The sequence below is a fragment of the Hafnia sp. CBA7124 genome, assembly GCF_002355555.1.
Lineage (GTDB): Bacteria > Pseudomonadota > Gammaproteobacteria > Enterobacterales > Enterobacteriaceae > Hafnia > Hafnia alvei.
The window spans coordinates 2,152,033-2,173,447 of record NZ_AP017469.1 but is presented as its reverse complement, the minus strand read 5'-3'; the positions used below and the strand labels follow the sequence as shown (position 1 = coordinate 2,173,447).

Below are 21,415 nucleotides of genomic sequence, written 5' to 3'. Positions count from 1 at the left end.
ACGACAATATTGACTAATAAATTTAAGTGATAAGAAGGAACTTCACGTGGCAAAAGGAATGGGTGCCGGTAGCAAGGTAATGAGTGATGTCAAAGACCTGCTGAAGGTAATGAAACAAGCCGTTGAAGAAAGCAAACATCTCGATGAGATAAAAAAGCTCAGTGCGGCTAGTCACTTAAAAGCCACGGGGCATAGCGTGCAAAGCCCTGAACGGCTTAACAATGTGTCACTTAATCGTGATTACGCCAACACGCATCAAATAGAGATCGAAGAGAAGGTTCCACTTGGCGGTGACGGTGGCTTAGGGCCTGATGGCAATCGTTCACAAGCTAGCGGAGATACCACCACCGATGGCGATCCGGTTTCCTTGATGAGCGGCGAAGAGCTATTGACGCTCGTCGACGGTACACTTCCCGGCTGGTTGCCCTTTACCTGGCAGCGTTGCTATCGCAGCAGTGCGGCAAACAGCGCCCATGATTTAGGCTTTGGGTGGCGTCATAGCCTCTCTCATTCACTCACCTTTGAAGGTGAAAAAGTCATTTGGCACGACGATGAGCATCGTACCACCACTTTCCCATTGCCTCATCCTGATGCCCCGTTAGTCGTCAACGTTGCCGGCGCGGCGACTCTTTCCATCGCCAGATTGAATGGCAATATCATCGCCAATGGCTATACCCTAACCTTCGCTAACGGGCAAGGCCAGTATCAGTTTTATCGCGAAGGCGATCGCGCCAAGCTTATCGGCATCAGTGATGCCTATGGCAACACGTTAACCCTGTTCTACGATAAACAAAATCGGCTAATTTCGCTGTCTGATACCGCGCAAGCACGCCTCAGCTTCGAATACTCGCCCTCAACGGCAACGCATATCAGCGCCGTACATTTACAGCAAAGAGATCGGATCCAGCAAGTTTGGAACACGTTCCGCACCTTGATGCGCTATGAGTACAATTCCGCAGGCGAGCTCATTGCAGCCACTAACGCCTTAGGCGAACGTGAACACTATCGCTATCGTGACGATCATGTCATCACCCAGCGTCAGCTAGCCGGTGGCGCTGAGTTTAATTGGGAATGGGCGCAGGTAGATGACCATCTGCGTTGCATACGCCAGTTTGGTAATTTCGGTCAACTCGACAACCGCTACCGCTGGAGTACCGAGCAACAGCAGGTCACCGTGACGCGTATGGACGGTAGCCAGCTGGTATACCAGCATAACGACGGCGCTCGTCTGATATACAGTAAAAGCGCAGCGGGTATTGAGCAGCGCTGGCAATACAATGACACTGGGCTGTGCGTCGGTTACACCGATGGATTGGGTCAGGTCACACGCTATTTCTACAACGATAACGGCCAACTTGTTACCAAAGCTGAACCCGGCCAAGTCATGACCCAATACCGCTGGTTAGCGGGTCATTTGTTCGAAGAGAGACGCGGTGCACCTCCGCATCAGCAAGTATGGCGCTATGAGCGCAACCCACAAGGTGACGTGCTGAAAGCCACCGACCCCAGCGGCCTGATTACAACCTTCACCTATTACTCGCAAGGCAAAGTTGCCACCGTCACTGAGCCTGACGGACAAACTCAGCAATACAGCTATGACGCGCTGGGGCGCATGGTGGCTGAATCTCATTCGGGCAGCCAACGTGCATACACCTACTCCGGTCTCATTAGCCATCCTGAAACGATCCGTAGCGACTTAGGGACAGTTAGCCGCTATCAATACGATGCGCTAGGTAGAATGGTGTTCTGTCAGCAGGACGATGAAAAACCGCAGCGCTATGAATATAACGCCTACGGCAAAGTCACTCGCTTTATCGATGAGCAGGGCCATGAAACGCGCTACGAATATGCCGCTCCGCTGCATCTGCTCACCCGCAAAATTCTGCCAAATGGCGATACCCTTGCCTATCGTTATGACAACGTGCACTTGCAGGTCAGCGAGATCACCAATGCCAAAGGCGAGCATTACCAACTGCGCTACGACGCCGATGGCAGGCTATGTGAAGAAATTGGATTTGATAATCTTAAAACCACCTATCAGCACGATGCCAATGGCCATCTGATTGAAAAGCAAGAGTTCGGTAATCAGCATAATGAACCGCCGTTTATCACCGCCTACCAGCGAGATCCCAAAGGGCAGCTGTTGCTTAAAACCCTTCCCGATGGGCATACGGTCACCTATCAATACAACCCACAAGGCCAGTTAGTCAGCGTAGAAGAAGGCACTACGCTGCTTTATTACGAATATGACACCGTTGGCCGCCTGAGCGCCGAGCATCAGAACGGTCATACACAGCGCTATCGTTATGATGAGTGCGGCAGGCTGGTTGGCACTCAGTTGCCCGATTTCCAGTGGTTGGAATATCACTATCAAAACCAACAGCTGGCGGAGATCACGCTCAATCAGCAACCGTTGGCGAATTTCCGCTATAACCCACAGCAGCGCCTGAGCGAATACCATCAAGGCAACGGTCTGGTCAACCGCTATGGCTACAGCCCGCGCGGGCAGCGTAATCTGCATAAAATCTACCGCAGCGAACAGCCTAACGTCGCCCTTTGGGAACAGCGTTATCGCTACGCTTCGCAGGGCAATCTGCAAGAAACGGCGGGAAACGAAGCTCGACACTATCAGTATGACTCGCTAAGCCGACTCAGCGCAGTTGACGCCCCCAACGGTGAGCCCAACGCCTATAACTCAGAAACTTTCCGCTGGGATGCAGAAGGAAACCCCGTGTATGGCGCGTTTCGTACCGATGCGCAAAATGTGGCACCGGGCAACCGCTTGACCCACTACAGCGGCAAACGTTTTGAGTATGACCGGTTTGGTAACCTCATCAGCGAAAGCGTGGAAAAACATGCGGGGTTGTTGCTGGTTAAGCGCTTTAACTACGACTGCCAGCATCGATTAATCAAAGCCGAGATGCCCGATGGCACCGTCGCCCGCTACACCTACGATGCGTTCAATCGACGCCTAAGTAAAACCGTTAACAACGTCACCACCCTGTTCATCTGGCGCGGCCATCGATTAGCCGCGCAAATGGAAGGCGACCGCGAAAACTACCGCAACTATATTTATCGCCCCAACAGCTTCGAACCGTTGGCGATGACCCGCCATCACAGCTTCGAATACGACTATTATCAAGAACATCGCCACACCGACCGCACGCTGCCGGTTAAACAAAAGCCGGAAATATACTGGTATCAAAACGACCATCTCGGTACCCCTCATTGCCTCACCGACGTCCACGGACAAGCAGTGTGGAAAAGCAGTTACCTCGCCTTCGGCAGCATAAAAACTGAGGCCAACAACGGTGTCGGCATTGACAATCCCCTACGCTTTGCCGGACAGTATCACGACAGGGAAACCGGGCTCTTTTACAATCTAAACCGCTATTACGACCCCACCATGAAGCGGTATTTGACGCAGGATCCGCTAAAGCTGGCGGCTGGGTTGAATTTTTATTTATATGTGGCGGCTAATCCAATTGTAGGGACAGATCCTATAGGATTAACTCCTTATTTACCAAAAGCCAACGGAGCCCAAAAATCTCAAGAGGAATTAGCAAGAGAACGGCAAGAGAAAATGCTACAAGATAACCTTGGTTATAACATTAGCCCTACAAGCTGGGAACAATATCCAACGATAGGGAGAGATGGAACATTTGTTACTGACAAGAATGGGACATTGAAATACTTTGATGGCATATCTTCTGACATGACCACTATTACACCAGACCAAGCTAGAATCATCGAGGAGGATATGGGATTAATGCCCGGTTCATTACAAGACGGCTTTAATATCAGAAAAATCGATGGCATAAGCCAAATGTCTCCCCGTAGTCCACTAAATGGAAATGACTACTTTCGAGGACCTGGCCAGCACCTTCCTGGTGGAGCCCCAGAATTAGTCATCACATCTATTTCGACAAAATCACCAATAATGCTTAGAGTGAATGTAAAGTGAATAAATACCCAGAAAACCATATGATTGTAGTCGACATGGCGGGCAATGACATAAAAATAAAAGCGAGTAGTTGTTACCTAGAGCAACTCACTAAAATGGGGTTTTCACCTACCAGTGAAACACTTATGTCAAAAACAGTCGAGACACTCGCTGAAAAAATTGATCTAATCAACTTACTGATAGCTAATAATGCTCTATTTTTATACGGAATTGGATGGTACCCATCAGAATTAATAGAATACTATAAAGCTAATGGATACAATATAGAAAAATATAAATCTATATCATGGTCATCCCCACAAGATTATATCATCAGAGAGCATTAACACATGCGAGATAAATTATATGGAAAGTAAAAAAACCATTAAAAATGGCTTTGGTAATAAAAAACACGTTTAATAAACAAGGATAAACTTGGCTTTAAGCGGGGGTGTAATAGAGGTTTATTTTCATCCATTTTATTATCAATGCTCGAGCCATATACAGTAATTTTTACAATCTAATAATCGTAATAAATTATGACATTAAAGGACTTGACATGAAGGCTTATAAATTAAATGGGGAATTAGTATCTCAGATCTCCCAACATAAAAGTGACATTGTTTTATATAGTTATTTATCAAAAAACAAACATGTAAAATCAGGTGTAACTGTTGTTGCTGGCTATAAAGAAAAAGTAGATAACTTTTATGATTGGCAGTTCGAGGTTGACTTAGATAAGTTTGAGATAACAAATAGGATAGCTCCATCATATTAAATATTTTCTAAACCCTTCCCGATGGGCATACGGTCACCTATCAATACAACCCACAAGGCCAGTTAGTCAGCGTAGAAGAAGGCACTACGCTGCTGTATTACGAATATGACACCGTTGGCCGCCTGAGCGCCGAGCATCAGAACGGTCATACACAGCGCTATCGTTATGATGAGTGCGGCAGGCTGGTTGGCACACAGTTGCCCGATTTCCAGTGGCTGGAATATCACTATCAGAACCAACAACTGGCGGAGATCACGCTCAATCAGCAACCGTTGGCGCATTTCCGCTATAACCCACAGCAGCGCCTGAGCGAATACCATCAAGGCAACGGCCTGATCAACCGCTATGGCTACAACCCGCGCGGGCAGCGTAATCTGCATAAAATCTACCGCAGCGAACAGCCTAACGTCGCCCTTTGGGAACAGCGTTATCGCTACGCTTCACAGGGCAATCTGCAAGAAACGACGGGCAATGAAGCGCGGCAATATCAGTATGACTCGCTAAGCCGAGTCAGCGCGGTTGACGCCCCCAACGGTGAACCCAACGCCTACAACTCAGAAACTTTCCGCTGGGATGCAGCAGGAAACCCCGTGTATGGCGCGTTTCGTACCGATGCCCAAAATGTAGCACCGGGCAACCGCTTGGCCCACTACAGCGGCAAACACTTTGAATATGACCGTTTTGGTAATCTCACCAGCGAAAGCGTGGAAAAACATGCGGGGTTGTTGCTGGTTAAGCGCTTTAACTACGACTGCCAGCATCGATTAATCAAAGCCGAGATGCCCGATGGCACCGTCGCCCGCTACACCTACGATGCGTTCAATCGACGCCTGAGCAAAACCGTTAACAACGTCACCACCCTATTCATCTGGCGCGGCCATCGATTAGCCGCGCAAATGGAAGGCGACCGCGAAAACTACCGTAACTATATTTATCGCCCTAACAGCTTCGAACCGTTGGCGCTGACTCGCCATCACAGCTTCGAATACGACTATTATCAAGAACACCGCCACACTGACCGCACCCTGCCAGTGAGACAAAAGCCGGAAATATACTGGTATCAAAATGACCACCTCGGCACGCCGCACTGCTTGACCGACGCCCACGGACAAGCGGTTTGGAAAAGCAGTTACCTCGCATTCGGCAGCATAAAAACCGAGGCCAACAACGGCGCCGGCATTGACAATCCCCTACGCTTTGCCGGACAGTATCACGACAGGGAAACCGGGCTCTTTTACAATCTAAACCGCTATTACGACCCCACCATGAAGCGGTATTTGACGCAGGATCCGCTAAAGCTGGCGGCTGGGTTGAATTTTTATTTATATGTGGCGGCTAACCCCATTACCTGTACAGATCCGCTGGGACTGTTAGCAGGGTTAGATAACCCTCACTCAGTTTTGAATAATGGCGGAACACCGCTCTCAAAAGATCAAATTAATGCCTTACCTGAAGACCAACGGCTAAAATACATACAAGACACCGTTGAACAGCTGAATGTATCCACACCTGAAAATGGCGCAGTTTTTTACTCAGGTAAAGGTGCTAGAGAAGACGCTGAAATATTCGCACAACAGAATGGTAAGATGACGTTAGAATCAACACCCGGTGGTAAGTGGTTGGATGATTTGAAGTTGTTTGATGGTGGAGTTAAGGGCGTCGAGAGACAAGATGCTTATGAAGTCTGGGGCAGAATATCACAAAGATATGCCGAAGAAGCATCAGGTGTATCAATTGGTGTGCTAAATAATCCATGGATAGAGTCAATATTTAATAAAATAGAATTCCCAGCTCTTCAACTTAATTCAAAAATAACCAACGTTATTACTGGAGGAAAATAATGTGCGAATTTATTCGAGTGAATTCACAAGAAGTTAAACATAAAACTGGATATAGAGTTTACTCTGTAGGACGAGAATTTCTGGAATATAAAGACTCCGATGTAACTTATAAAATACATAGTGAATTCGGAGGTGGGCTAGAAAAAAACAACATAAAAATGTATATTTTCACAGCACATTTATACAATAAATATGATCAAGTAGTTATCGTTAGTGAAATCGAAAAAAAAAATATTTTTTCAAAGGTCATTAAGGCAGCTAAATTTCTCACTACTTATCCAATTGAGATAGTTGATGAATAATCAATAACTTTGTCTTTATAATAGCTAAAAGCCAACAACGGTGCCGGCATTGACAATCCCCTACGCTTTGCCGGACAGTATCACGACAGGGAAACAGAGCTCTTTTACAATCTAAACCGCTATTACGACCCCACCATGAAGCGGTATTTGACGCAGGATCCGCTAAAGCTTGCGGCTGGGTTGAATTTTTATTTATATGTGGCGGCTAATCCCATAACCTGTACAGATCCGCTGGGACTGTTAGCTGGGTTAGATAACCCTCACTCAGTTTTGAATAATGGCGGAACGCCGCTCTCAAAAGATCAAATTAATGCCTTACCTGAAACCAACGGCTAAAATACATACAAGACACCGTTGAACAACTGAATGTATCCACACCAGAAAATGGCGCAGTTTTTTACTCAGGTAAAGGCGCTAGAGAAGACGCTGAAATATTCGCACAACAGAATGGTAAGATGACGTTAGAATCAACGCCCGGTGGTAAGTGGTTGGATGATTTGAAGTTGTTTGATGATGGAGTTAAAGGAGTAAATCCAAATGATGCCTATAGTATATGGAAACGAACATCTGAAAGATATGCAAAAGAAGCATCAGGTGTATCTATTGGAGTATTAAATAATCCGAACCCAGAGTCTATATTTAATAAGGTTGAGTTTCCTGCACTTCTATTGAATGTAAACACTACAAATGTGATCACTGGAGGAATGTAATGACAGATTTTATTCGCATTGGAACGCAAACAGCAAGACATAAATCTGGCTACAGTGTTTTTTGGTCTGGGCGATATTTTTTAGCTTACAAAGAGTTAGATGAAATTTATAAAGTTTATTGTGAACACATACTAATTACTGATAAAAATGAGGATGCACTATGCATATATACATCCACTTTATATGATGAAAATGAAAAAGAAATACAAACAAATGAAGAGGAAAGAAAAACCATCGTAAATAGAGTCGCACTAGGTGCAAGTTTTCTAATTGACTTTATAATTATTCTTTCTGATCGGAATGGTAACAGAACAACACTCAGCGAGTAATGAAAAGAGTATGATTTTACTCTGATAAAGGTGTCAGAGAAGATAATGAATCATTCGTGAAAGATGATTTTAGAATCAATATATGGTGGCAATTGACTAGACGTCTGGAGTTTTAAGACAAAGAGATTGAAGATATGCTGAACATTCCTCTGGCATGGCGATTGGGATATTAAATAACCCAAGACCCACTTCTATTTTAATTCATCAGAACTTCCGGATTTAAAACTGAATACTAATATTAAAAATACTATTACAGGAGGTGAATAATGGATGGTTTTATTAAAATAGATGCACAGGAGGTTATGCATGAATCAGGATATCATGTATTTTCTGCTGGGCGAGAACATATTGGGTATAAAGACGACAACAAAAGCTATAGAGTTTTAAGAGAACTGGGATGGGATCCAAAAACAAAGTCAGGATATGAAAGTATTTATTCATCTGATATTTTTGATGAAAATATGAAGAAAGTTGTTATTTCAAAAAAGGAAAAAGATGAAATCATATCTAGAATCGTTACTGCAGAAAAATTCATGACGAAATTTACAATAGAAGTTGTAAAATAAAAACCTGAAAGTTAGCAGGGGTAAAAAACTCCCGCTCAGTTTTAATAATGGCGGAATGCCGCTATAAAAGATCAAATTAAGGTCTGTCCTGAGGACAGAAGACTAAAATAAATACAACAAAAAAGGCCCTATTCCCATAGAGCCTTTTCACTAAGATTAACTTTAATTAATTCAATTTAATCGCCTAAGAACTCAATGGCGAAGAGCCATGTGCTTTGGCGCTCTTAATCCAAGCTACTGAGCCCATAATGGCGATGGCGGTCAATAGAATATATTCCAACGACATCGCGTAGACGCCTTGGATGGCGTAAATCACTACGCTAATCACGTCAATGAGCACCCATAGCAGCCAGTTCTCAACGTATTTCCGCGTCATCAATACCATTGCGGCGATAGAGAGGATCAGCATCGCGGAATCCCACAGCGGGAAGGCATCCGGCTGGAGTTCTGGCATCACCACGGAAAGACCTAAGAATTGCATTAGGCTTATTGCAATACGAGTTAGTACCGCAAATACCGGATCGATAAAGAACGTCATCAATGCAATAGCGACGATGCACACCAACGCCAGCGTTATGGCTTTATTACGTGGCAACCAGCGGATTTTTAAAGCGGCTTCATTAGCCTCGTTCTGACGGCTCCATGCGTACCAACCATAAAGATTGGCGGCAAAGAAGAAAACCTGAAGCAATAAGCTTGCGTATAGCTGAATTTGGAAAAAGATTGCGGCAAATAACGTAACGTTAATTAACCCAAATAAATAGTTAATGATTTTTTCTTTACTAGCAAACCAGATACATAGCAAACCAAATATAGTACCGATAGCTTCAATCCATGAGAGCGCATAGCCGCCCTCGCCCAGCGGGATATTAACCATCACATTTGTGATACTAAAAAAATCCATTATTGCCTCCCTTCGAGACTATCTTGATACACAGTTTCTAACGCAAGAAGGATCTCGCGAGATTCACCTTGCTGTGCTGATTTTTCTTGTTGCTGGTAATCATTAATCCCTTCAGTCAGGCAGGCATTATGCTCAACAACCACATTCAGGATCGATGCCGTTCGCATATGGCGCAGCGCGCCAACAACCATCAGCGCGGCAGTTTCCATATCAGCGGCTAAGATACCTTTATTTGACCAATAATGATCTATTTCCTGCTCATGATCGGTATAAAAACTATCATGACTGCGCACATAGCCGCAGTGGGCGGTATATTCCAACCGCTTGGCCTGCTGAACCAGCGTACTAACCAAGCTCATATCTGCGCAGGCGGGATACGCGGTTTTAACATAGGCATCACTGGTGCCTTCATCGCGCACCGCCGCGTGAGCGATAACTAAATCACCAAGACGCATGTGATCTTGCATCGCGCCGCAGCTTCCGATGCGAATTAAATTTGTCACACCGATTTGGTTGAGCTCTTCAACGGCAATCGCCGTCGAGGGCCCGCCCATGCCGGTTGACATCACCAGCACTTCCACTCCTCGAAACCAACCACGCAATGCGCGGTATTCTCGATGACAGCCCAACGCCTCAACGTTCTCTAAAAATTGCGCTGCGTGTTCTACGCGTTTTGGATCTCCAGGCAATAATGCATAACGCGCCTGCGTCATACTTTGGCTTAGCTGAATATGGGGTTGTCGCTGAGTCATAATATATCCCTATGAATCACTCGTTATTGTTCTGACTGTTTTAGTAAGCGTTGAGGATCGATAATCTGAAGCTGCTCACCGTTAATCGCGATAATATTTTTCTCGCGGAGTTCGAATAAAATGCGGTTAATGCTACGCGGTGCAACCGCAAATTGTTCGCTCAGCTTTTGTTTATTGAATAACATCCATTTGCTGCTATCGGATCCCTGGTGCTGGAACCGTTGTAGTAAATCTAAACAAATACGTTGGTGTAACGAATAAAGCGTATCTTCACCGGCCTTTTTAGACAGTTGGTAGTATTGACGGCTAAATAACTGCAAGATTTTTTGATTAAAATAGTTATCCAACGCCAGCCAGCTACAAAACTCCTCTCGAGTTAGCGTTAGCAAGGTCACATTGCCAAGCGCTTCTACAGAACAGATATAAGGGCGTTGCTCAAATATTTCTAATTCGCCCAACATATCGCCTTTGTTATACCGAGCCTGTGAGTATTTGCGGCCATCATCAGCGGTGGTAAATACATCTACCTCCCCCTGCACGATCAGATGAAACTCTTCGCAAATATCCCCCTGCCGACAAACCAACTCACCCGCAGAAAATTGGCTTAATTGCCAGCAACGCAAAATTTCCAATGGACAATACTTCAGCAATGAGTAAAGCGTTTGGTCGCTTGTTACCAGCTCAATAACGCTCAGCCACTGACTGTTTTTATTCTCGCTTTTCATGGTGATAACTATATTTCCTCTCATTGACTAAAGACAGGACACATGTCCTGAAGCCGGTACTCATTGCAGCGCAAACTGCCAACAACCTCTAATAATAGAATACCGTATTGGACATTTATCCTCAGCGCGCTGAAGCTCGTGTTGTTGACGGATGAAACGCATTTTTCGCGGCAGCAACTCGCAAAGAAATCAGATTGTCAGCAGAACATTACGGCGTGATTTTGTCGATAAAATCGACACTCAAGCATGATAGAAATCACCTTGTACACATGTACTAGTAAAAAAGTACGTCATTTGTACATAAAACGAACAACACACTCTTGATTTGTCCGTCAATTGCTTTATTGTGATCGTCATCACTTCCCGGTACTCCTGCCGTAGCGAAGAACAGATTTAGAGATGGTTATGCACAAGACCGATGAATTGCGAACCGCGCGCATCGACACCCTTGTTACGCCTGAAGAACTGGCGCAACAACTGCCTGTTGGATCGACGGTTGCAGAAAACGTGACGGCGTCACGTAAGCGAATCGAAAGAATTCTGAGTGGTGATGATAAACGCCTGCTGGTTATCGTTGGTCCCTGCTCTATCCATGATATTGATGCTGCCGTTGACTACGCTCAGCGCTTAGCCACCATGCGCGACAAATACCAAAATCGCTTGGAAATTGTCATGCGCACCTACTTTGAAAAACCGCGCACCGTGATTGGTTGGAAGGGACTGATCTCCGATCCCGATCTCAATGGTTCATATCGGGTTAACCACGGTATCCGCTTGGCGCGTGAACTTTTGCTGAAAGTGAACGAACTGGGCGTGCCGACGGCAACCGAGTTTTTAGATATGGTGACCGGTCAATATATCGCCGATCTGATCAGTTGGGGCGCTATCGGCGCGCGCACCACGGAAAGCCAGATCCATCGCGAAATGGCATCGGCGCTTTCCTGTCCGGTAGGCTTTAAAAATGGCACCGATGGCAATACGCGCATCGCGATTGATGCCATTCGAGCTGCGCGCTCAAGCCACATGTTCCTTTCGCCCGATAAACATGGTCAGATGACAATTTACCAAACCAGCGGTAACCCTTACGGTCATATCATCATGCGCGGGGGTAAAACACCGAACTATCATGCCGATGATATCGCCAGCGCCTGCGACAGCCTGCGTGAATTTGATTTGCCTGAGCATCTGGTTATCGACTTCAGCCACGGCAATTGCCAGAAAATGCATCGTCGCCAGCTTGATGTTGCGGCCAATGTTGGGCAACAAATACGTGATGGTTCCAATGCAATTGTGGGGATCATGGCCGAAAGCTTCTTGGTTGAAGGCACACAGAAAAACATCCCGGGACAAGCGTTGACCTACGGCCAATCGATTACCGATCCGTGCCTAAGCTGGAAGGATACTGAAACCCTACTCGAGCTACTTGCCGATGCGGTAAGCTCACGATTGTAGTCTCATACATGCAAAAAATGCCGACCTTAGAGTCGGCTTTTTTTTAGCCATTTATTTGTATTAATTATCATTTCGTTTTGATTCAGATCATCCAATCGTAATTTCTTTGTTGATTAAATGATTATGATTATCATTTAATGTTGGCCTTTATCAAAAAGTCACCAAGGAAATTTGCGCATGAATTTGGATCTAGCGCCCTATTTCGCCGCGGAAGAAGGCATCCCTTTCCGTGACCGATGGGCCACTATGCCGTGGCGAAACCAAAAGCCAGTCGCCCCAGAAAGCGTTGACCAACACTGGCAAAGCATTCTTAACAGTCGCGTTAGCGGCAACAAGCGTCTGCTCTATCTACACATTCCATTTTGCGCTACGCACTGCAAATTCTGCGGTTTTTATCAAAACAAACTGGAAGCAGAAGCAACCGAAGAGTACTGCGACTACCTAGTGCGCGAGATCGAGATGGAGGCATCCAGCCCGCTGCACCAATCATCGCCAATTCACGCCGTTTATTTTGGCGGCGGCACACCGACTGCACTGTCCGCCGTTCAGTTGCATCGAATTATCAGCGCGTTAAAACGCCTGCTGCCGTTGGCACCAGACTGCGAAATTACGGTTGAAGGCCGCATTCTTAATTTTGACGATGAGCGCGTCGATGCGTGTCTGGAAGCGGGTGCTAACCGTTTCTCGATCGGCATTCAAACCTTTAACACCCGCATTCGTCAGCGTATGGGCCGTCGCGCAACCCGCGAAGAAGCCGTTTCCTTCATGCGTCAGCTGGCCGAGCGCGATCGTGCCGCCGTCGTGTGCGATTTGATGTTTGGTTTACCCGACCAAACCATGCAGGATTGGCAAACCGACCTCGATATCGTCAGCGATTTGCCTTTAGACGGCGTCGATCTCTACGCGCTTAATCTTTTGCCATCTACCCCGCTCGGCAAAGCCGTCGAAAACAAACGCGTCACCCTACCCGATGTTACCCAGCGCAGAGATTTCTATCTGACCGGCGAAGCATTCTTAGCCGACGAAGGCTGGCGCCAGCTCAGCAACAGCCACTGGGCTCGCACCACGCGTGAACGTAATCTATATAACCTGCTGATCAAACAAGGCGCAGACTGCTTAGCCTTTGGTAGTTGCGCAGGCGGTAACTTAAACGGCCAGTCATACATGATGGAACGTAGCCTTGAGCGCTATTACCAAAAATTGGATGAAGGACGCAAGCCGATCATGATGATGACCTCGCGTAGCGATCAGTATCGCTGGCGGCTCACCTTGCAGGGCGGTATCGAAGTGGGATATTTCGATCTGGCGCGCGTTCTTGCCAACCCAGCTCCGCTGGAGCCGTTGTTGCAGCAGTGGCAAACATGCGGATTGATGACCGTAAACGGTTCTCGTTTCCGCCTCACACCGGCTGGCCGTTTTTGGGCGAGCAATATCATGCAGGCGCTACAAACGCTCGTTCCACAACTGCTAGAAACTCAGCTAACTCAACCTATTCAACTGGAGCCAACACCATGAGCCATACTTCTTCCGCACAGCAGCACGACCTGATTGCCTTTCTGAGCACAAACCCAGACGGTACGGTCGAAGATATCGCCAAGCGCTATGACGTAACGCCTTTGGAAGTTATCCGTTTAATTCCCACCGCGCAGGTTTTTGATGGCGCACAGTTTGATACGGTTTGGGATGATATTACCCAGTGGGGCGATGTCACTACGCTGGTGAATAACGAAGACCTGATCCTTGAATTCCAAGGTGAATTACCGAGCGGAACTCACCGTCATGGCTTCTTCAACCTGCGCGGTAAAAAAGGCCTGAGCGGCCATATTCGCGCCACCCACTGCGTGCATATTGCGCTAGTTGAACGCCAATTTATGGGCATGGACACCGCTTCCGTTTGGTTCATCAATGCCGCCGGTCGCGCGATGATGAAAATCTTTGTCGGCCGCGATAGCCATCGTGTACTGCTTGCCGATCAGTTAGCTGCTTTCCGCGCTTTACCGAGCAAAATGACCGCTCAACAGGAGACCATCGCATGACTCCATGGTTAATTTTTGGTGCCGGTAGCGGCGTTGGTGCGGAATTAATCACATTAGGCCTGCGTGAGAAACGCCCGCTTTTTGCACTGGTGAGAAACCCTGAACAAGCGCAAGCATTACGCGAAAAAGGCGTGCAGGTTATTGAGGGCGATGCTCTCGATGCGGAAAAAGTTGAACAGGTTTGCCGTTTAGCCGGTGATCATGCCCGCATCGTTTCAACGCTTGGTGGCCGCGAAGGTGATTACCGAGGCAATCGCCTCATCATCGACACCGCTGAGCATTGCGGCCTCACGCATATGGTTTTGGTCACCTCTATCGGCTGCGGTGACAGCTGGCCGACGCTATCAGAACGCGCGAAAAAAGCCTTTGGCCAAGCCGTGCGCGAGAAATCGCTAGCGGAAAGCTGGCTGCAAACCAGCCAGCTTCGCAGCTGTATTTTACGCCCTGGAGGGCTTTTCAACGGTGATTCAACCGGAAATGCACAGTGTATTCAAGGCGAAGCCCACGGTTTAATTCGCCGCGCCGATGTGGCTCTGACAATTCAAAAACTCATCGATGACGAAAATTCATACGGGAAAACCTTCGCGCTGGTTGACCCGATGCTCAAACCGTAAAAAGGTTCACATTTTTTGAAAAATTATCTTGCCGTGCTATGCACATTTCATGATAATGATTCTCATTGTGATAACAATTAACATTCACTTACTTTTCGTAAGAAAGAGCGCACATGGAAAAGCCGAATATTGATCCTCAATCTGTTGACCTGTTGAGTTTATCGACCCACCAAAGCCCCACGTTTTTTACCTCGGCTGCGGCAGTGATCGATAGCCACACACTCCTAGGTGATGAAGGAAAAGTCATTATTCAGCATCAAGGAGAACAGTACCAACTGCGCCAAACAAAATCAGGCAAGCTGATCCTGACCAAATAATCAGTACATCATTCATTTTAATTTAAACATTAACTTTGCCAGCCACCCAGCCTCATTGAGGCAAGGCAGCCAGCAACCCTGATGCTATGTTTTCGTACATACGGAGTGTTGCCCCATGTCTTGTTCCACCCGCGCCAGGCTGGCTCGTTCAACCTTTAGCCCTTCTCGCTTAAGCATTGCCGTTGCTTGCGCCCTACCGCTCTTTGCGCATGCTGAAGCCTTGGTTGATACAACTTCAGGATCAACATCGCAAGAAATTGCCTACACGGGAAATACTCCAGCCGGTGGCAAAGACAGCAAACAGCAAAACACGATGACCGTCACCGCCACGGGTAACGAACGCGACAGCTTCGAAGCGCCGATGATGGTATCCGTTCTCGAAAACAACGATCCAGAAACCCTGACCGCTAGCTCAGCGCCCGATATGCTGCGCCATATTCCAGGCGTAACCATTTCCGGTGGCAGCCGTGCAAACGGACAAGACATCAGCATGCGTGGCTACGATCGCCGTGGCGTTTTGGTTCTGGTCGATGGCGTTCGCCAAGGCACTGACACCGGTCACCTCAACGGCACGTTCCTCGATCCCGCATTGATCAAACGCGTTGAAGTGGTACGTGGCCCCGGAGCAATGCTGTATGGAAGCGGCGCATTAGGCGGTGTGATCTCTTATGAAACCGTTGATGCCGCAGACCTGCTAATGCCGGGCAAAAACACCGGTTATCGCGTGTTTGGCACCGCAGGCACACAGGATCACAGCCTAGGTATGGGCGCGAGCGCCTACGGCAAAACCGATGACTTAGACGGCATCATCTCATTTAGCACCCGCGATCGCGGCAATCTGCGCATGAGCAACGGTTTTGATTCTCCTAACGACGAAACCATCAGCAACGTGCTGACTAAAGGCACGTGGACCATCGATGAAAACCAGTCATTATCTGGCGATCTGCGTTACTACAACAACGCCGCACGCGAGCCTAAAAACCCACAGACTGAAGACGCGGGCACCGGTAACGTGATGACCGACCGCTCCACCATTCAGCGTGATGCGCAGGCGAGCTACAGCTTAAAACCGGTTGGACAGGATTGGCTCGATGCCAAGCTGACCGGCTATACCTCCGAAGTCAAAATCAACGCCAGCCCAACCGGCTCGTCTTATGAAAAACGTAAGCAAACCACCAACGGTGCTAAATTAGAAAACCGCAGCCGTTTATTTGCTGACAGCTTTGCGTCTCACCTGCTGACTTACGGCACCGAAGCGTACAAGCAGAAACAAACCCCAGGCGGCGCGACCACCGGCTTCCCACAGGCTGACATCAAATTTGCGTCTGGCTGGTTACAGGATGAAATCACCCTGCGCGATCTGCCTGTCGATATCGTTGCCGGTACCCGTTACGACAACTACAAAGGCAGCAGCGACGGCTACGACGACGTCAACGCTGACAAATGGTCATCCCGTGCGGCCATGACCATTAACCCGACTGATTGGCTGATGGTATTTGGTAGCTACGCGCAGGCGTTCCGCGCCCCCACCATGGGCGAGATGTATAACGACTCCCTGCACTTCCAGATGGGCCCAGGTATGGCGAACTACTGGAAGCCAAACCCAAATCTGAAACCAGAAACCAATGAAACCCAAGAGGTTGGTTTCGGTCTGCGCTTTGATGACGTGTTGATGGCGAATGACTCCCTGAAATTCAAATCCAGCTACTTCGGCACCAAAGCCAAAGACTACATCAAAACACAAGTCACCATGGATATGGGCTTCGTCAACGGTCGTTTTGGCTGTATCGACTGTAGCACAACGTCAACCAACATCGACCGCGCCAAAATCTGGGGTTGGGATGCCGCCTTGGAATACCAAACCGATTGGTTCGGTTGGAATCTGGCCTACAACCGTACTCGCGGTAAAGATCAGAAAACCGGCGAATGGCTCGACAACATCAACCCAGACACCGTCACCAGCCAGCTGAATGTACCTATCAGCAATACTGGTTTCTCAGTGGGCTGGGTCGGCACCTTCGCCGATCGTAACAATCAGGTCAACGCCGGTACTGCACCACAGGCTGGCTATGGCGTGAATGATTTCTACGTCAGCTACAAAGGTAAAGATTCGTTCAACGGTATGACCACCAGCGTCGTGCTGGGCAACGCCTTCGACAAAGAATATTACACATCACAAGGCGTTATTCAGGACGGTATCAACGGCAAGGTACTGGTTAGCTATCAGTGGTAATGAGCGCATCGCAGCGATAAAAACCTCCCCCAATTTGGGGGAGGTTTAGCACATATAAAATAGGCACTACCCGTTTGATTGATTTATTTAAGCACCCTATCCCTATAAAGGAAGAGAAGATGAAACCTGCACTATATGAGCAATACCTGGCTGCCAAAGAGCAGAACAGTGGAAAATATGCCCGCGATCTGGCTGCGATCTTGAATGTGAGCGAAGCCGAATTAACTCATGCACGCGTGGGGCATGATGCACGTCGTTTAAATGCGGATGCCCGCACGTTACTGGCGGCGCTTGAAGCCGTGGGCGAAGTTAAAGCGATTACGCGTAACGAATATGCCGTTCACGAACAGCTTGGCAGCTATGAAAACCAGCATCTATACGGCCATGCGGGTTTGATCCTCAATCCAGGCAGCATCGATCTGCGCTTATTCTTACAGCATTGGACCAGTGCCTTTACGCTGACCGAAGAGAGCCGCAACGGCGAGCGCCACTGCATCCAGTTCTTTGATGCTCAGGGCGATGCGCTGCATAAAGTCTACACCACGCCGAACACCGACATTGCCGCTTGGAACGATCTGATTGGCCGTTTTGTTAGCGATGAGAATCCTGCGTTAACGATCGTACCTGCGTCCTCCGAAGCCCAAAATAGCCACGTGGATAATCAGGCTATCGACGCTGAATGGCGCGCCATGACCGATGTTCACCAATTCTTCCAACTGCTGGGCCGCCACAATCTGTCTCGCCAGCAGGCCTTTGCCGCCGTCGGTGACGATCTCGCGTATCGCGTAGATAACAGCGCGCTGACCCACCTACTGAACACCGCTAAAGAAGACCAAAACGAGATTATGGTTTTCGTGGGCAACCGTGGCTGTGTGCAGATTTTCACCGGAAAAATCGAACGCGTGGTGCCACATCACGAGTGGATCAATATCTTTAACTCCCGCTTCACACTGCACTTAATCGAAACCGCGATTGCAGAAAGCTGGATCACCCGTAAACCAACCAAAGACGGATTTGTTACCAGTCTGGAACTGTTTGCCGAAGATGGCACTCAGATCGCCCAACTGTTCGGCCAACGTACCGAAGGCCAGCCAGAACAAGAACAGTGGCGCACCCAGATTGATGGCCTGCCACGTCTGAATGGAGTTGCCGCATGACATTAGCCCGCCGCTTTGCGGCGGTGCTTTCTGCACCGCTGATGGTTGTATTCTCTCTGAACGCCGTCGCAGCCGACCGCATCGTTAGCGTCGGCGGTGACGTCACCGAAATTGTTTATGCGCTTGGCGCAGGCGATAGTCTGGTTGCCAGAGATACAACAAGTACCCTTCCCGCTGCCAAAAATCTGCCTGACGTAGGCTATATGCGCCAGCTCAACGCTGAAGGCATTCTTTCCCTAAAACCAACCATGGTGTTAGCCAGCGAACTGGCGGAGCCTTCTCTGGTGCTGCGTCAAATCGCGGATGTGGGTGTGAAAGTGGTTCCCGTCAGCGGCGAGGCCTCACTCGACAACGTACCGCACAAAATTCAGCAGGTCGCCAGCGCGCTTAATCTAGAAAAGCAAGGCGCGGCGGTCACGCAAAAATATGAGCAACAGCTGGCAGCCGTGCCACGTACCCCGCTTAAAACTAAGGTGCTGTTTATCCTTAGCCACGGCGGCATGACGCCAATGGCCGCCGGTCAAGATACCGCTGCCGATTCAATCATCAAAGCCAGCGGCGCGCAAAACGCGATGCAAGGTTTCTCTCGCTATCGTCCACTGTCGCAAGAAGGCGTCGTGGCCAGTGCGCCGGACCTTGTTCTGATCACCAGCGATGGTTTCAAAACCTTGGGCACCGTGGATAAAGTTTGGGCGCTGCCGGGCATGGCATTGACCCCTGCGGCTAAAAACAAACAAATTCTGGTGGTTGACGATATGGCGCTGCTTGGATTTAGCTTAGAGACACCATCTGCACTAGCGGCGCTGCGTGAAGCGGCGGAGCGAGCACAGAGATGACAAAAGTATCGCCACGCATTGCATTCAGCGTACTCATCGTCCTGTTGCTGGCGCTGGGTTTAGGCTCCGCCAACTTAGGTGCTCTACGCCTTTCATTTCATACTCTGTGGGAAACACCGCTAGATGATGCGATGTGGCAGGTTTGGCTGAATATTCGTCTGCCGCGCGTATTACTCGCCACGGTAGTCGGCATTGCGCTGGCGGTGTCCGGTGCCATCATGCAAGGCCTGTTTCGCAATCCGCTCGCCGATCCTACCTTATTAGGTATCAGCAGCGGTGCATCATTGTGCGTTGCCCTAGTGATTGTGATGCCAATGACGCTGGCGCCTACGTTGACACTTTATAGTCATATGCTGGCGGCCTTTGGCGGCAGCCTGTTTATTTCCCTGCTCATTTACGGCCTCAGTCGTGGCGGACACGGTTCGCTGTCTCGCTTATTGTTAGCCGGCATCGCCATCAATGCGCTCTGCTTTGCCTTGGTGGGCGTTCTTAGCTACATCAGCAATGACCAGCAACTGCGTCAGTTCTCTCTCTGGAGCATGGGCAGTTTAGGGCAAGCGCAATGGGGAACGCTGCTCGCGGCCTCCTCGTTGATCCTCCCTGCCAGCATTGCCGCCTTGCTGATGGCTCGCCGCCTGAATCTTTTACAGCTTGGCGATGAAGAAGCTCATTATCTAGGGATTAACGTACCTAAAACTAAGCGCCAGCTTCTGCTACTGAGCGCGGTCTTAGTGGGCGCAGCCGTGGCGGTCAGCGGCGTGATTGGTTTTATCGGCTTGGTGATCCCCCATTTGGTACGTATGCGTTTAGGTGCCGATCATCGCTGGTTGCTTCCCTGCTCGGCGTTGGGCGGAGCCTGTTTATTATTAACCGCAGACACGCTGGCGCGTACGCTGGTGTCACCCGCAGAAATGCCCGTTGGCATGCTGACCAGCTTGATCGGCGGTCCTTACTTTTTATGGCTGATTCTACGTCAAAAGGAGTTTAGCGTTGGATAAGCAATCTGAAATCCGTCTTACCCCCGCAGCGCTACAGGCGCACAACATCAGTTACCATCTGGGTCAGCGTCGGCTGATCAAGCAGGTTTCGCTCTCTTTACAGAGCGGCGAAATGGTGGCGATTATCGGCCCTAACGGCGCAGGCAAATCGACGCTGATGCGCTTGCTGACCGGTTTTTTGCCACCGAGCGAAGGCCTCTGTGAATTACAGGGTCAGCCGTTGGTAGAATGGAGCCCGCGCCAGTTAGCGCGCACCCGTGCCGTTATGCGTCAGCATAGCGATCTCGCTTTTGCTTTCAGCGTGCGAGAAGTGGTTGCGATGGGCCGTTCCCCCTATCCAAACCAAGGACGCGAAGGCGAGCATAATCAGCGTGCGGTTGAACATGTGATGGCGCAAACCGGCTGTGATGTATTAGCCGATCGCGATTACCGCGCACTCTCCGGCGGCGAACAGCAGCGCGTTCAACTGGCTCGCGTATTAGCCCAGCTTTGGCAGCCCGAGCCGCAACCGCGCTGGCTGTTCTTAGATGAACCCACCTCGGCGCTCGATCTCTATCATCAACAGCAAACGCTGAGACTGCTGAAGTCGCTGACCCGAAGCGAACCACTTGGCGTTTGTTGTATTCTGCACGATTTAAATTTGGCCGCGCTGTATGCCGATAGAATCCTGCTGCTACATCAAGGCCAGTTGGTGGCACAAGGCACACCACAAGAGGTGTTAAACGGTGAAACGCTAACCCGTTGGTATCATGCTGATTTGGGCGTTATGCCGCATCCCGAGTGCGGGGAACCGCAGGTATTTTTACGGCGGTAGGGAGTTTGTCCCCCTTCGCAGGGGGAGGAGCAGATCGAGATTCTCTCAAACCTCTCCAAACTGTTTAGTAGAGCAGATCTAAGCTCTTATAAACATCGCTGAACAGTT

General features: G+C 48.8%; 22 protein-coding genes and 1 pseudogene. 20 read left to right on the top strand and 3 right to left on the bottom strand.

Features of this window, described 5'->3' with window-relative positions:
- Nucleotides 1-46 precede the first annotated feature (46 nt).
- The 10 genes and pseudogenes from CPY98_RS10040 (at nucleotide 47) to CPY98_RS10000 (ending at nucleotide 8,469) form a co-directional block, all read left to right on the top strand.
- Nucleotides 47-3,964 carry an RHS repeat-associated core domain-containing protein gene (locus CPY98_RS10040; RefSeq protein WP_096387546.1) on the top strand — a complete coding sequence of 1,306 codons (3,918 nt, stop codon included), beginning with the start codon at nucleotides 47-49 and terminating at the stop codon, nucleotides 3,962-3,964.
- Nucleotides 3,961-4,290 carry a hypothetical protein gene (locus CPY98_RS10035; protein WP_231899457.1) on the top strand — a complete coding sequence of 110 codons (330 nt, stop codon included), beginning with the start codon at nucleotides 3,961-3,963 and terminating at the stop codon, nucleotides 4,288-4,290. Before CPY98_RS10040 ends, CPY98_RS10035 begins: the two co-directional genes overlap by 4 nt.
- A gap of 212 nt (nucleotides 4,291-4,502) precedes the next feature.
- Nucleotides 4,503-4,721, top strand: a complete 219-nt coding sequence (locus tag CPY98_RS10030) for a hypothetical protein (protein ID WP_096387542.1) — start codon at nucleotides 4,503-4,505, stop codon at nucleotides 4,719-4,721.
- A gap of 89 nt (nucleotides 4,722-4,810) precedes the next feature.
- A pseudogene (locus CPY98_RS21100) lies at nucleotides 4,811-4,915 on the top strand (hypothetical protein); the annotation flags it as partial.
- A 3-nt stretch (nucleotides 4,916-4,918) separates the two neighbouring features.
- Nucleotides 4,919-6,562: an RHS repeat-associated core domain-containing protein gene (locus tag CPY98_RS10025; protein ID WP_096387540.1), complete on the top strand. Its 1,644-nt coding sequence runs from the start codon at nucleotides 4,919-4,921 to the stop codon at nucleotides 6,560-6,562.
- The gene (locus tag CPY98_RS10020; protein WP_096387538.1) at nucleotides 6,562-6,864 is read left to right on the top strand and encodes a hypothetical protein; all 303 of its coding nucleotides are present in this window, start codon (nucleotides 6,562-6,564) and stop codon (nucleotides 6,862-6,864) included. The genes CPY98_RS10025 and CPY98_RS10020 overlap by 1 nt, the downstream gene beginning before the upstream one ends.
- Before the next feature lie 48 nt (nucleotides 6,865-6,912).
- Nucleotides 6,913-7,200: an RHS repeat-associated core domain-containing protein gene (locus CPY98_RS21095; RefSeq protein WP_096387536.1), complete on the top strand. Its 288-nt coding sequence runs from the start codon at nucleotides 6,913-6,915 to the stop codon at nucleotides 7,198-7,200.
- 119 nt (nucleotides 7,201-7,319) lie between these two features.
- On the top strand, nucleotides 7,320-7,574 hold the full coding sequence (locus CPY98_RS10010; RefSeq protein WP_096387534.1) for a hypothetical protein: 255 nt from the start codon (nucleotides 7,320-7,322) through the stop codon (nucleotides 7,572-7,574).
- Nucleotides 7,574-7,903 carry a hypothetical protein gene (locus CPY98_RS10005; RefSeq protein WP_096387532.1) on the top strand — a complete coding sequence of 110 codons (330 nt, stop codon included), beginning with the start codon at nucleotides 7,574-7,576 and terminating at the stop codon, nucleotides 7,901-7,903. Before CPY98_RS10010 ends, CPY98_RS10005 begins: the two co-directional genes overlap by 1 nt.
- 266 nt (nucleotides 7,904-8,169) lie before the next feature.
- Nucleotides 8,170-8,469, top strand: coding sequence for a hypothetical protein (locus CPY98_RS10000; protein WP_096387530.1), 300 nt, complete (start codon nucleotides 8,170-8,172; stop codon nucleotides 8,467-8,469).
- Nucleotides 8,470-8,653: 184 nt separating this feature from the next.
- Here CPY98_RS10000 and pnuC read toward each other — a convergent pair whose 3' ends face one another.
- From pnuC to CPY98_RS09985, 3 genes are read right to left on the bottom strand one after another with little or no spacing between them, the layout of a single operon-like run.
- On the bottom strand, nucleotides 8,654-9,373 hold the full coding sequence (gene pnuC / locus CPY98_RS09995; RefSeq protein ID WP_043493160.1) for a nicotinamide riboside transporter PnuC: 720 nt from the start codon (nucleotides 9,371-9,373) through the stop codon (nucleotides 8,654-8,656).
- A complete protein-coding gene (locus tag CPY98_RS09990) occupies nucleotides 9,373-10,125 on the bottom strand; it encodes a nucleoside phosphorylase (RefSeq protein WP_043493158.1) in 753 nt (250 codons plus the stop codon). The genes pnuC and CPY98_RS09990 overlap by 1 nt, the downstream gene beginning before the upstream one ends.
- Nucleotides 10,126-10,148: 23 nt before the next feature.
- Nucleotides 10,149-10,850 carry a Crp/Fnr family transcriptional regulator gene (locus CPY98_RS09985; RefSeq protein ID WP_096387528.1) on the bottom strand — a complete coding sequence of 234 codons (702 nt, stop codon included), beginning with the start codon at nucleotides 10,848-10,850 and terminating at the stop codon, nucleotides 10,149-10,151.
- A 405-nt stretch (nucleotides 10,851-11,255) separates the two neighbouring features.
- Here CPY98_RS09985 and CPY98_RS09980 point away from each other — a divergent pair, with 405 nt between their 5' ends.
- The 10 genes from CPY98_RS09980 (at nucleotide 11,256) to CPY98_RS09935 (ending at nucleotide 21,307) form a co-directional block, all read left to right on the top strand.
- Nucleotides 11,256-12,302 carry a 3-deoxy-7-phosphoheptulonate synthase gene (locus tag CPY98_RS09980; RefSeq protein WP_043493365.1) on the top strand — a complete coding sequence of 349 codons (1,047 nt, stop codon included), beginning with the start codon at nucleotides 11,256-11,258 and terminating at the stop codon, nucleotides 12,300-12,302.
- Nucleotides 12,303-12,479: 177 nt separating this feature from the next.
- Nucleotides 12,480-13,817, top strand: coding sequence for a heme anaerobic degradation radical SAM methyltransferase ChuW/HutW (hutW, locus tag CPY98_RS09975; RefSeq protein ID WP_043493155.1), 1,338 nt, complete (start codon nucleotides 12,480-12,482; stop codon nucleotides 13,815-13,817).
- On the top strand, nucleotides 13,814-14,338 hold the full coding sequence (hutX, locus tag CPY98_RS09970) for a heme utilization cystosolic carrier protein HutX (RefSeq protein WP_096387526.1): 525 nt from the start codon (nucleotides 13,814-13,816) through the stop codon (nucleotides 14,336-14,338). Before hutW ends, hutX begins: the two co-directional genes overlap by 4 nt.
- Complete coding sequence (locus tag CPY98_RS09965; protein WP_096387524.1) at nucleotides 14,335-14,952, top strand: NAD(P)H-binding protein; 618 nt, start codon at nucleotides 14,335-14,337, stop codon at nucleotides 14,950-14,952. Before hutX ends, CPY98_RS09965 begins: the two co-directional genes overlap by 4 nt.
- Nucleotides 14,953-15,065: 113 nt before the next feature.
- Entirely contained in the window at nucleotides 15,066-15,269 is a 204-nt protein-coding gene (hemP, locus tag CPY98_RS09960; protein ID WP_025801288.1) for a hemin uptake protein HemP, read from the top strand.
- A 115-nt stretch (nucleotides 15,270-15,384) separates the two neighbouring features.
- Nucleotides 15,385-17,502, top strand: a complete 2,118-nt coding sequence (locus CPY98_RS09955; RefSeq protein ID WP_046449400.1) for a TonB-dependent hemoglobin/transferrin/lactoferrin family receptor — start codon at nucleotides 15,385-15,387, stop codon at nucleotides 17,500-17,502.
- 119 nt (nucleotides 17,503-17,621) lie between these two features.
- Complete coding sequence (locus tag CPY98_RS09950; RefSeq protein ID WP_096387523.1) at nucleotides 17,622-18,659, top strand: hemin-degrading factor; 1,038 nt, start codon at nucleotides 17,622-17,624, stop codon at nucleotides 18,657-18,659.
- Nucleotides 18,656-19,495, top strand: a complete 840-nt coding sequence (locus tag CPY98_RS09945; protein WP_096387522.1) for a hemin ABC transporter substrate-binding protein — start codon at nucleotides 18,656-18,658, stop codon at nucleotides 19,493-19,495. The genes CPY98_RS09950 and CPY98_RS09945 overlap by 4 nt, the downstream gene beginning before the upstream one ends.
- On the top strand, nucleotides 19,492-20,493 hold the full coding sequence (locus CPY98_RS09940) for an iron ABC transporter permease (RefSeq protein WP_096387521.1): 1,002 nt from the start codon (nucleotides 19,492-19,494) through the stop codon (nucleotides 20,491-20,493). Before CPY98_RS09945 ends, CPY98_RS09940 begins: the two co-directional genes overlap by 4 nt.
- Entirely contained in the window at nucleotides 20,486-21,307 is an 822-nt protein-coding gene (locus CPY98_RS09935; RefSeq protein ID WP_046449403.1) for a heme ABC transporter ATP-binding protein, read from the top strand. Before CPY98_RS09940 ends, CPY98_RS09935 begins: the two co-directional genes overlap by 8 nt.
- Nucleotides 21,308-21,415: the final 108 nt, after the last annotated feature.

Excerpts from the sequence above, each read along its gene's own strand:
- CPY98_RS10030 (WP_096387542.1), top strand. The coding sequence starts at position 4,503 with ATGAAGGCTTATAAATTAAATGGGGAATTAGTATCTCAGATCTCCCAA.
- CPY98_RS10020 (WP_096387538.1), top strand. The coding sequence starts at position 6,562 with ATGTGCGAATTTATTCGAGTGAATTCACAAGAAGTTAAACATAAAACT.
- CPY98_RS10010 (WP_096387534.1), top strand. The coding sequence starts at position 7,320 with ATGACGTTAGAATCAACGCCCGGTGGTAAGTGGTTGGATGATTTGAAG.
- CPY98_RS10005 (WP_096387532.1), top strand. The coding sequence starts at position 7,574 with ATGACAGATTTTATTCGCATTGGAACGCAAACAGCAAGACATAAATCT.
- CPY98_RS10000 (WP_096387530.1), top strand. The coding sequence starts at position 8,170 with ATGGATGGTTTTATTAAAATAGATGCACAGGAGGTTATGCATGAATCA.
- pnuC (WP_043493160.1), bottom strand. The coding sequence starts at position 9,373 with ATGGATTTTTTTAGTATCACAAATGTGATGGTTAATATCCCGCTGGGC.
- CPY98_RS09990 (WP_043493158.1), bottom strand. The coding sequence starts at position 10,125 with ATGACTCAGCGACAACCCCATATTCAGCTAAGCCAAAGTATGACGCAG.
- CPY98_RS09985 (WP_096387528.1), bottom strand. The coding sequence starts at position 10,850 with ATGAAAAGCGAGAATAAAAACAGTCAGTGGCTGAGCGTTATTGAGCTG.
- CPY98_RS09980 (WP_043493365.1), top strand. The coding sequence starts at position 11,256 with ATGCACAAGACCGATGAATTGCGAACCGCGCGCATCGACACCCTTGTT.
- hutW (WP_043493155.1), top strand. The coding sequence starts at position 12,480 with ATGAATTTGGATCTAGCGCCCTATTTCGCCGCGGAAGAAGGCATCCCT.
- hutX (WP_096387526.1), top strand. The coding sequence starts at position 13,814 with ATGAGCCATACTTCTTCCGCACAGCAGCACGACCTGATTGCCTTTCTG.
- CPY98_RS09965 (WP_096387524.1), top strand. The coding sequence starts at position 14,335 with ATGACTCCATGGTTAATTTTTGGTGCCGGTAGCGGCGTTGGTGCGGAA.
- hemP (WP_025801288.1), top strand. The coding sequence starts at position 15,066 with ATGGAAAAGCCGAATATTGATCCTCAATCTGTTGACCTGTTGAGTTTA.
- CPY98_RS09955 (WP_046449400.1), top strand. The coding sequence starts at position 15,385 with ATGTCTTGTTCCACCCGCGCCAGGCTGGCTCGTTCAACCTTTAGCCCT.
- CPY98_RS09950 (WP_096387523.1), top strand. The coding sequence starts at position 17,622 with ATGAAACCTGCACTATATGAGCAATACCTGGCTGCCAAAGAGCAGAAC.
- CPY98_RS09945 (WP_096387522.1), top strand. The coding sequence starts at position 18,656 with ATGACATTAGCCCGCCGCTTTGCGGCGGTGCTTTCTGCACCGCTGATG.
- CPY98_RS09940 (WP_096387521.1), top strand. The coding sequence starts at position 19,492 with ATGACAAAAGTATCGCCACGCATTGCATTCAGCGTACTCATCGTCCTG.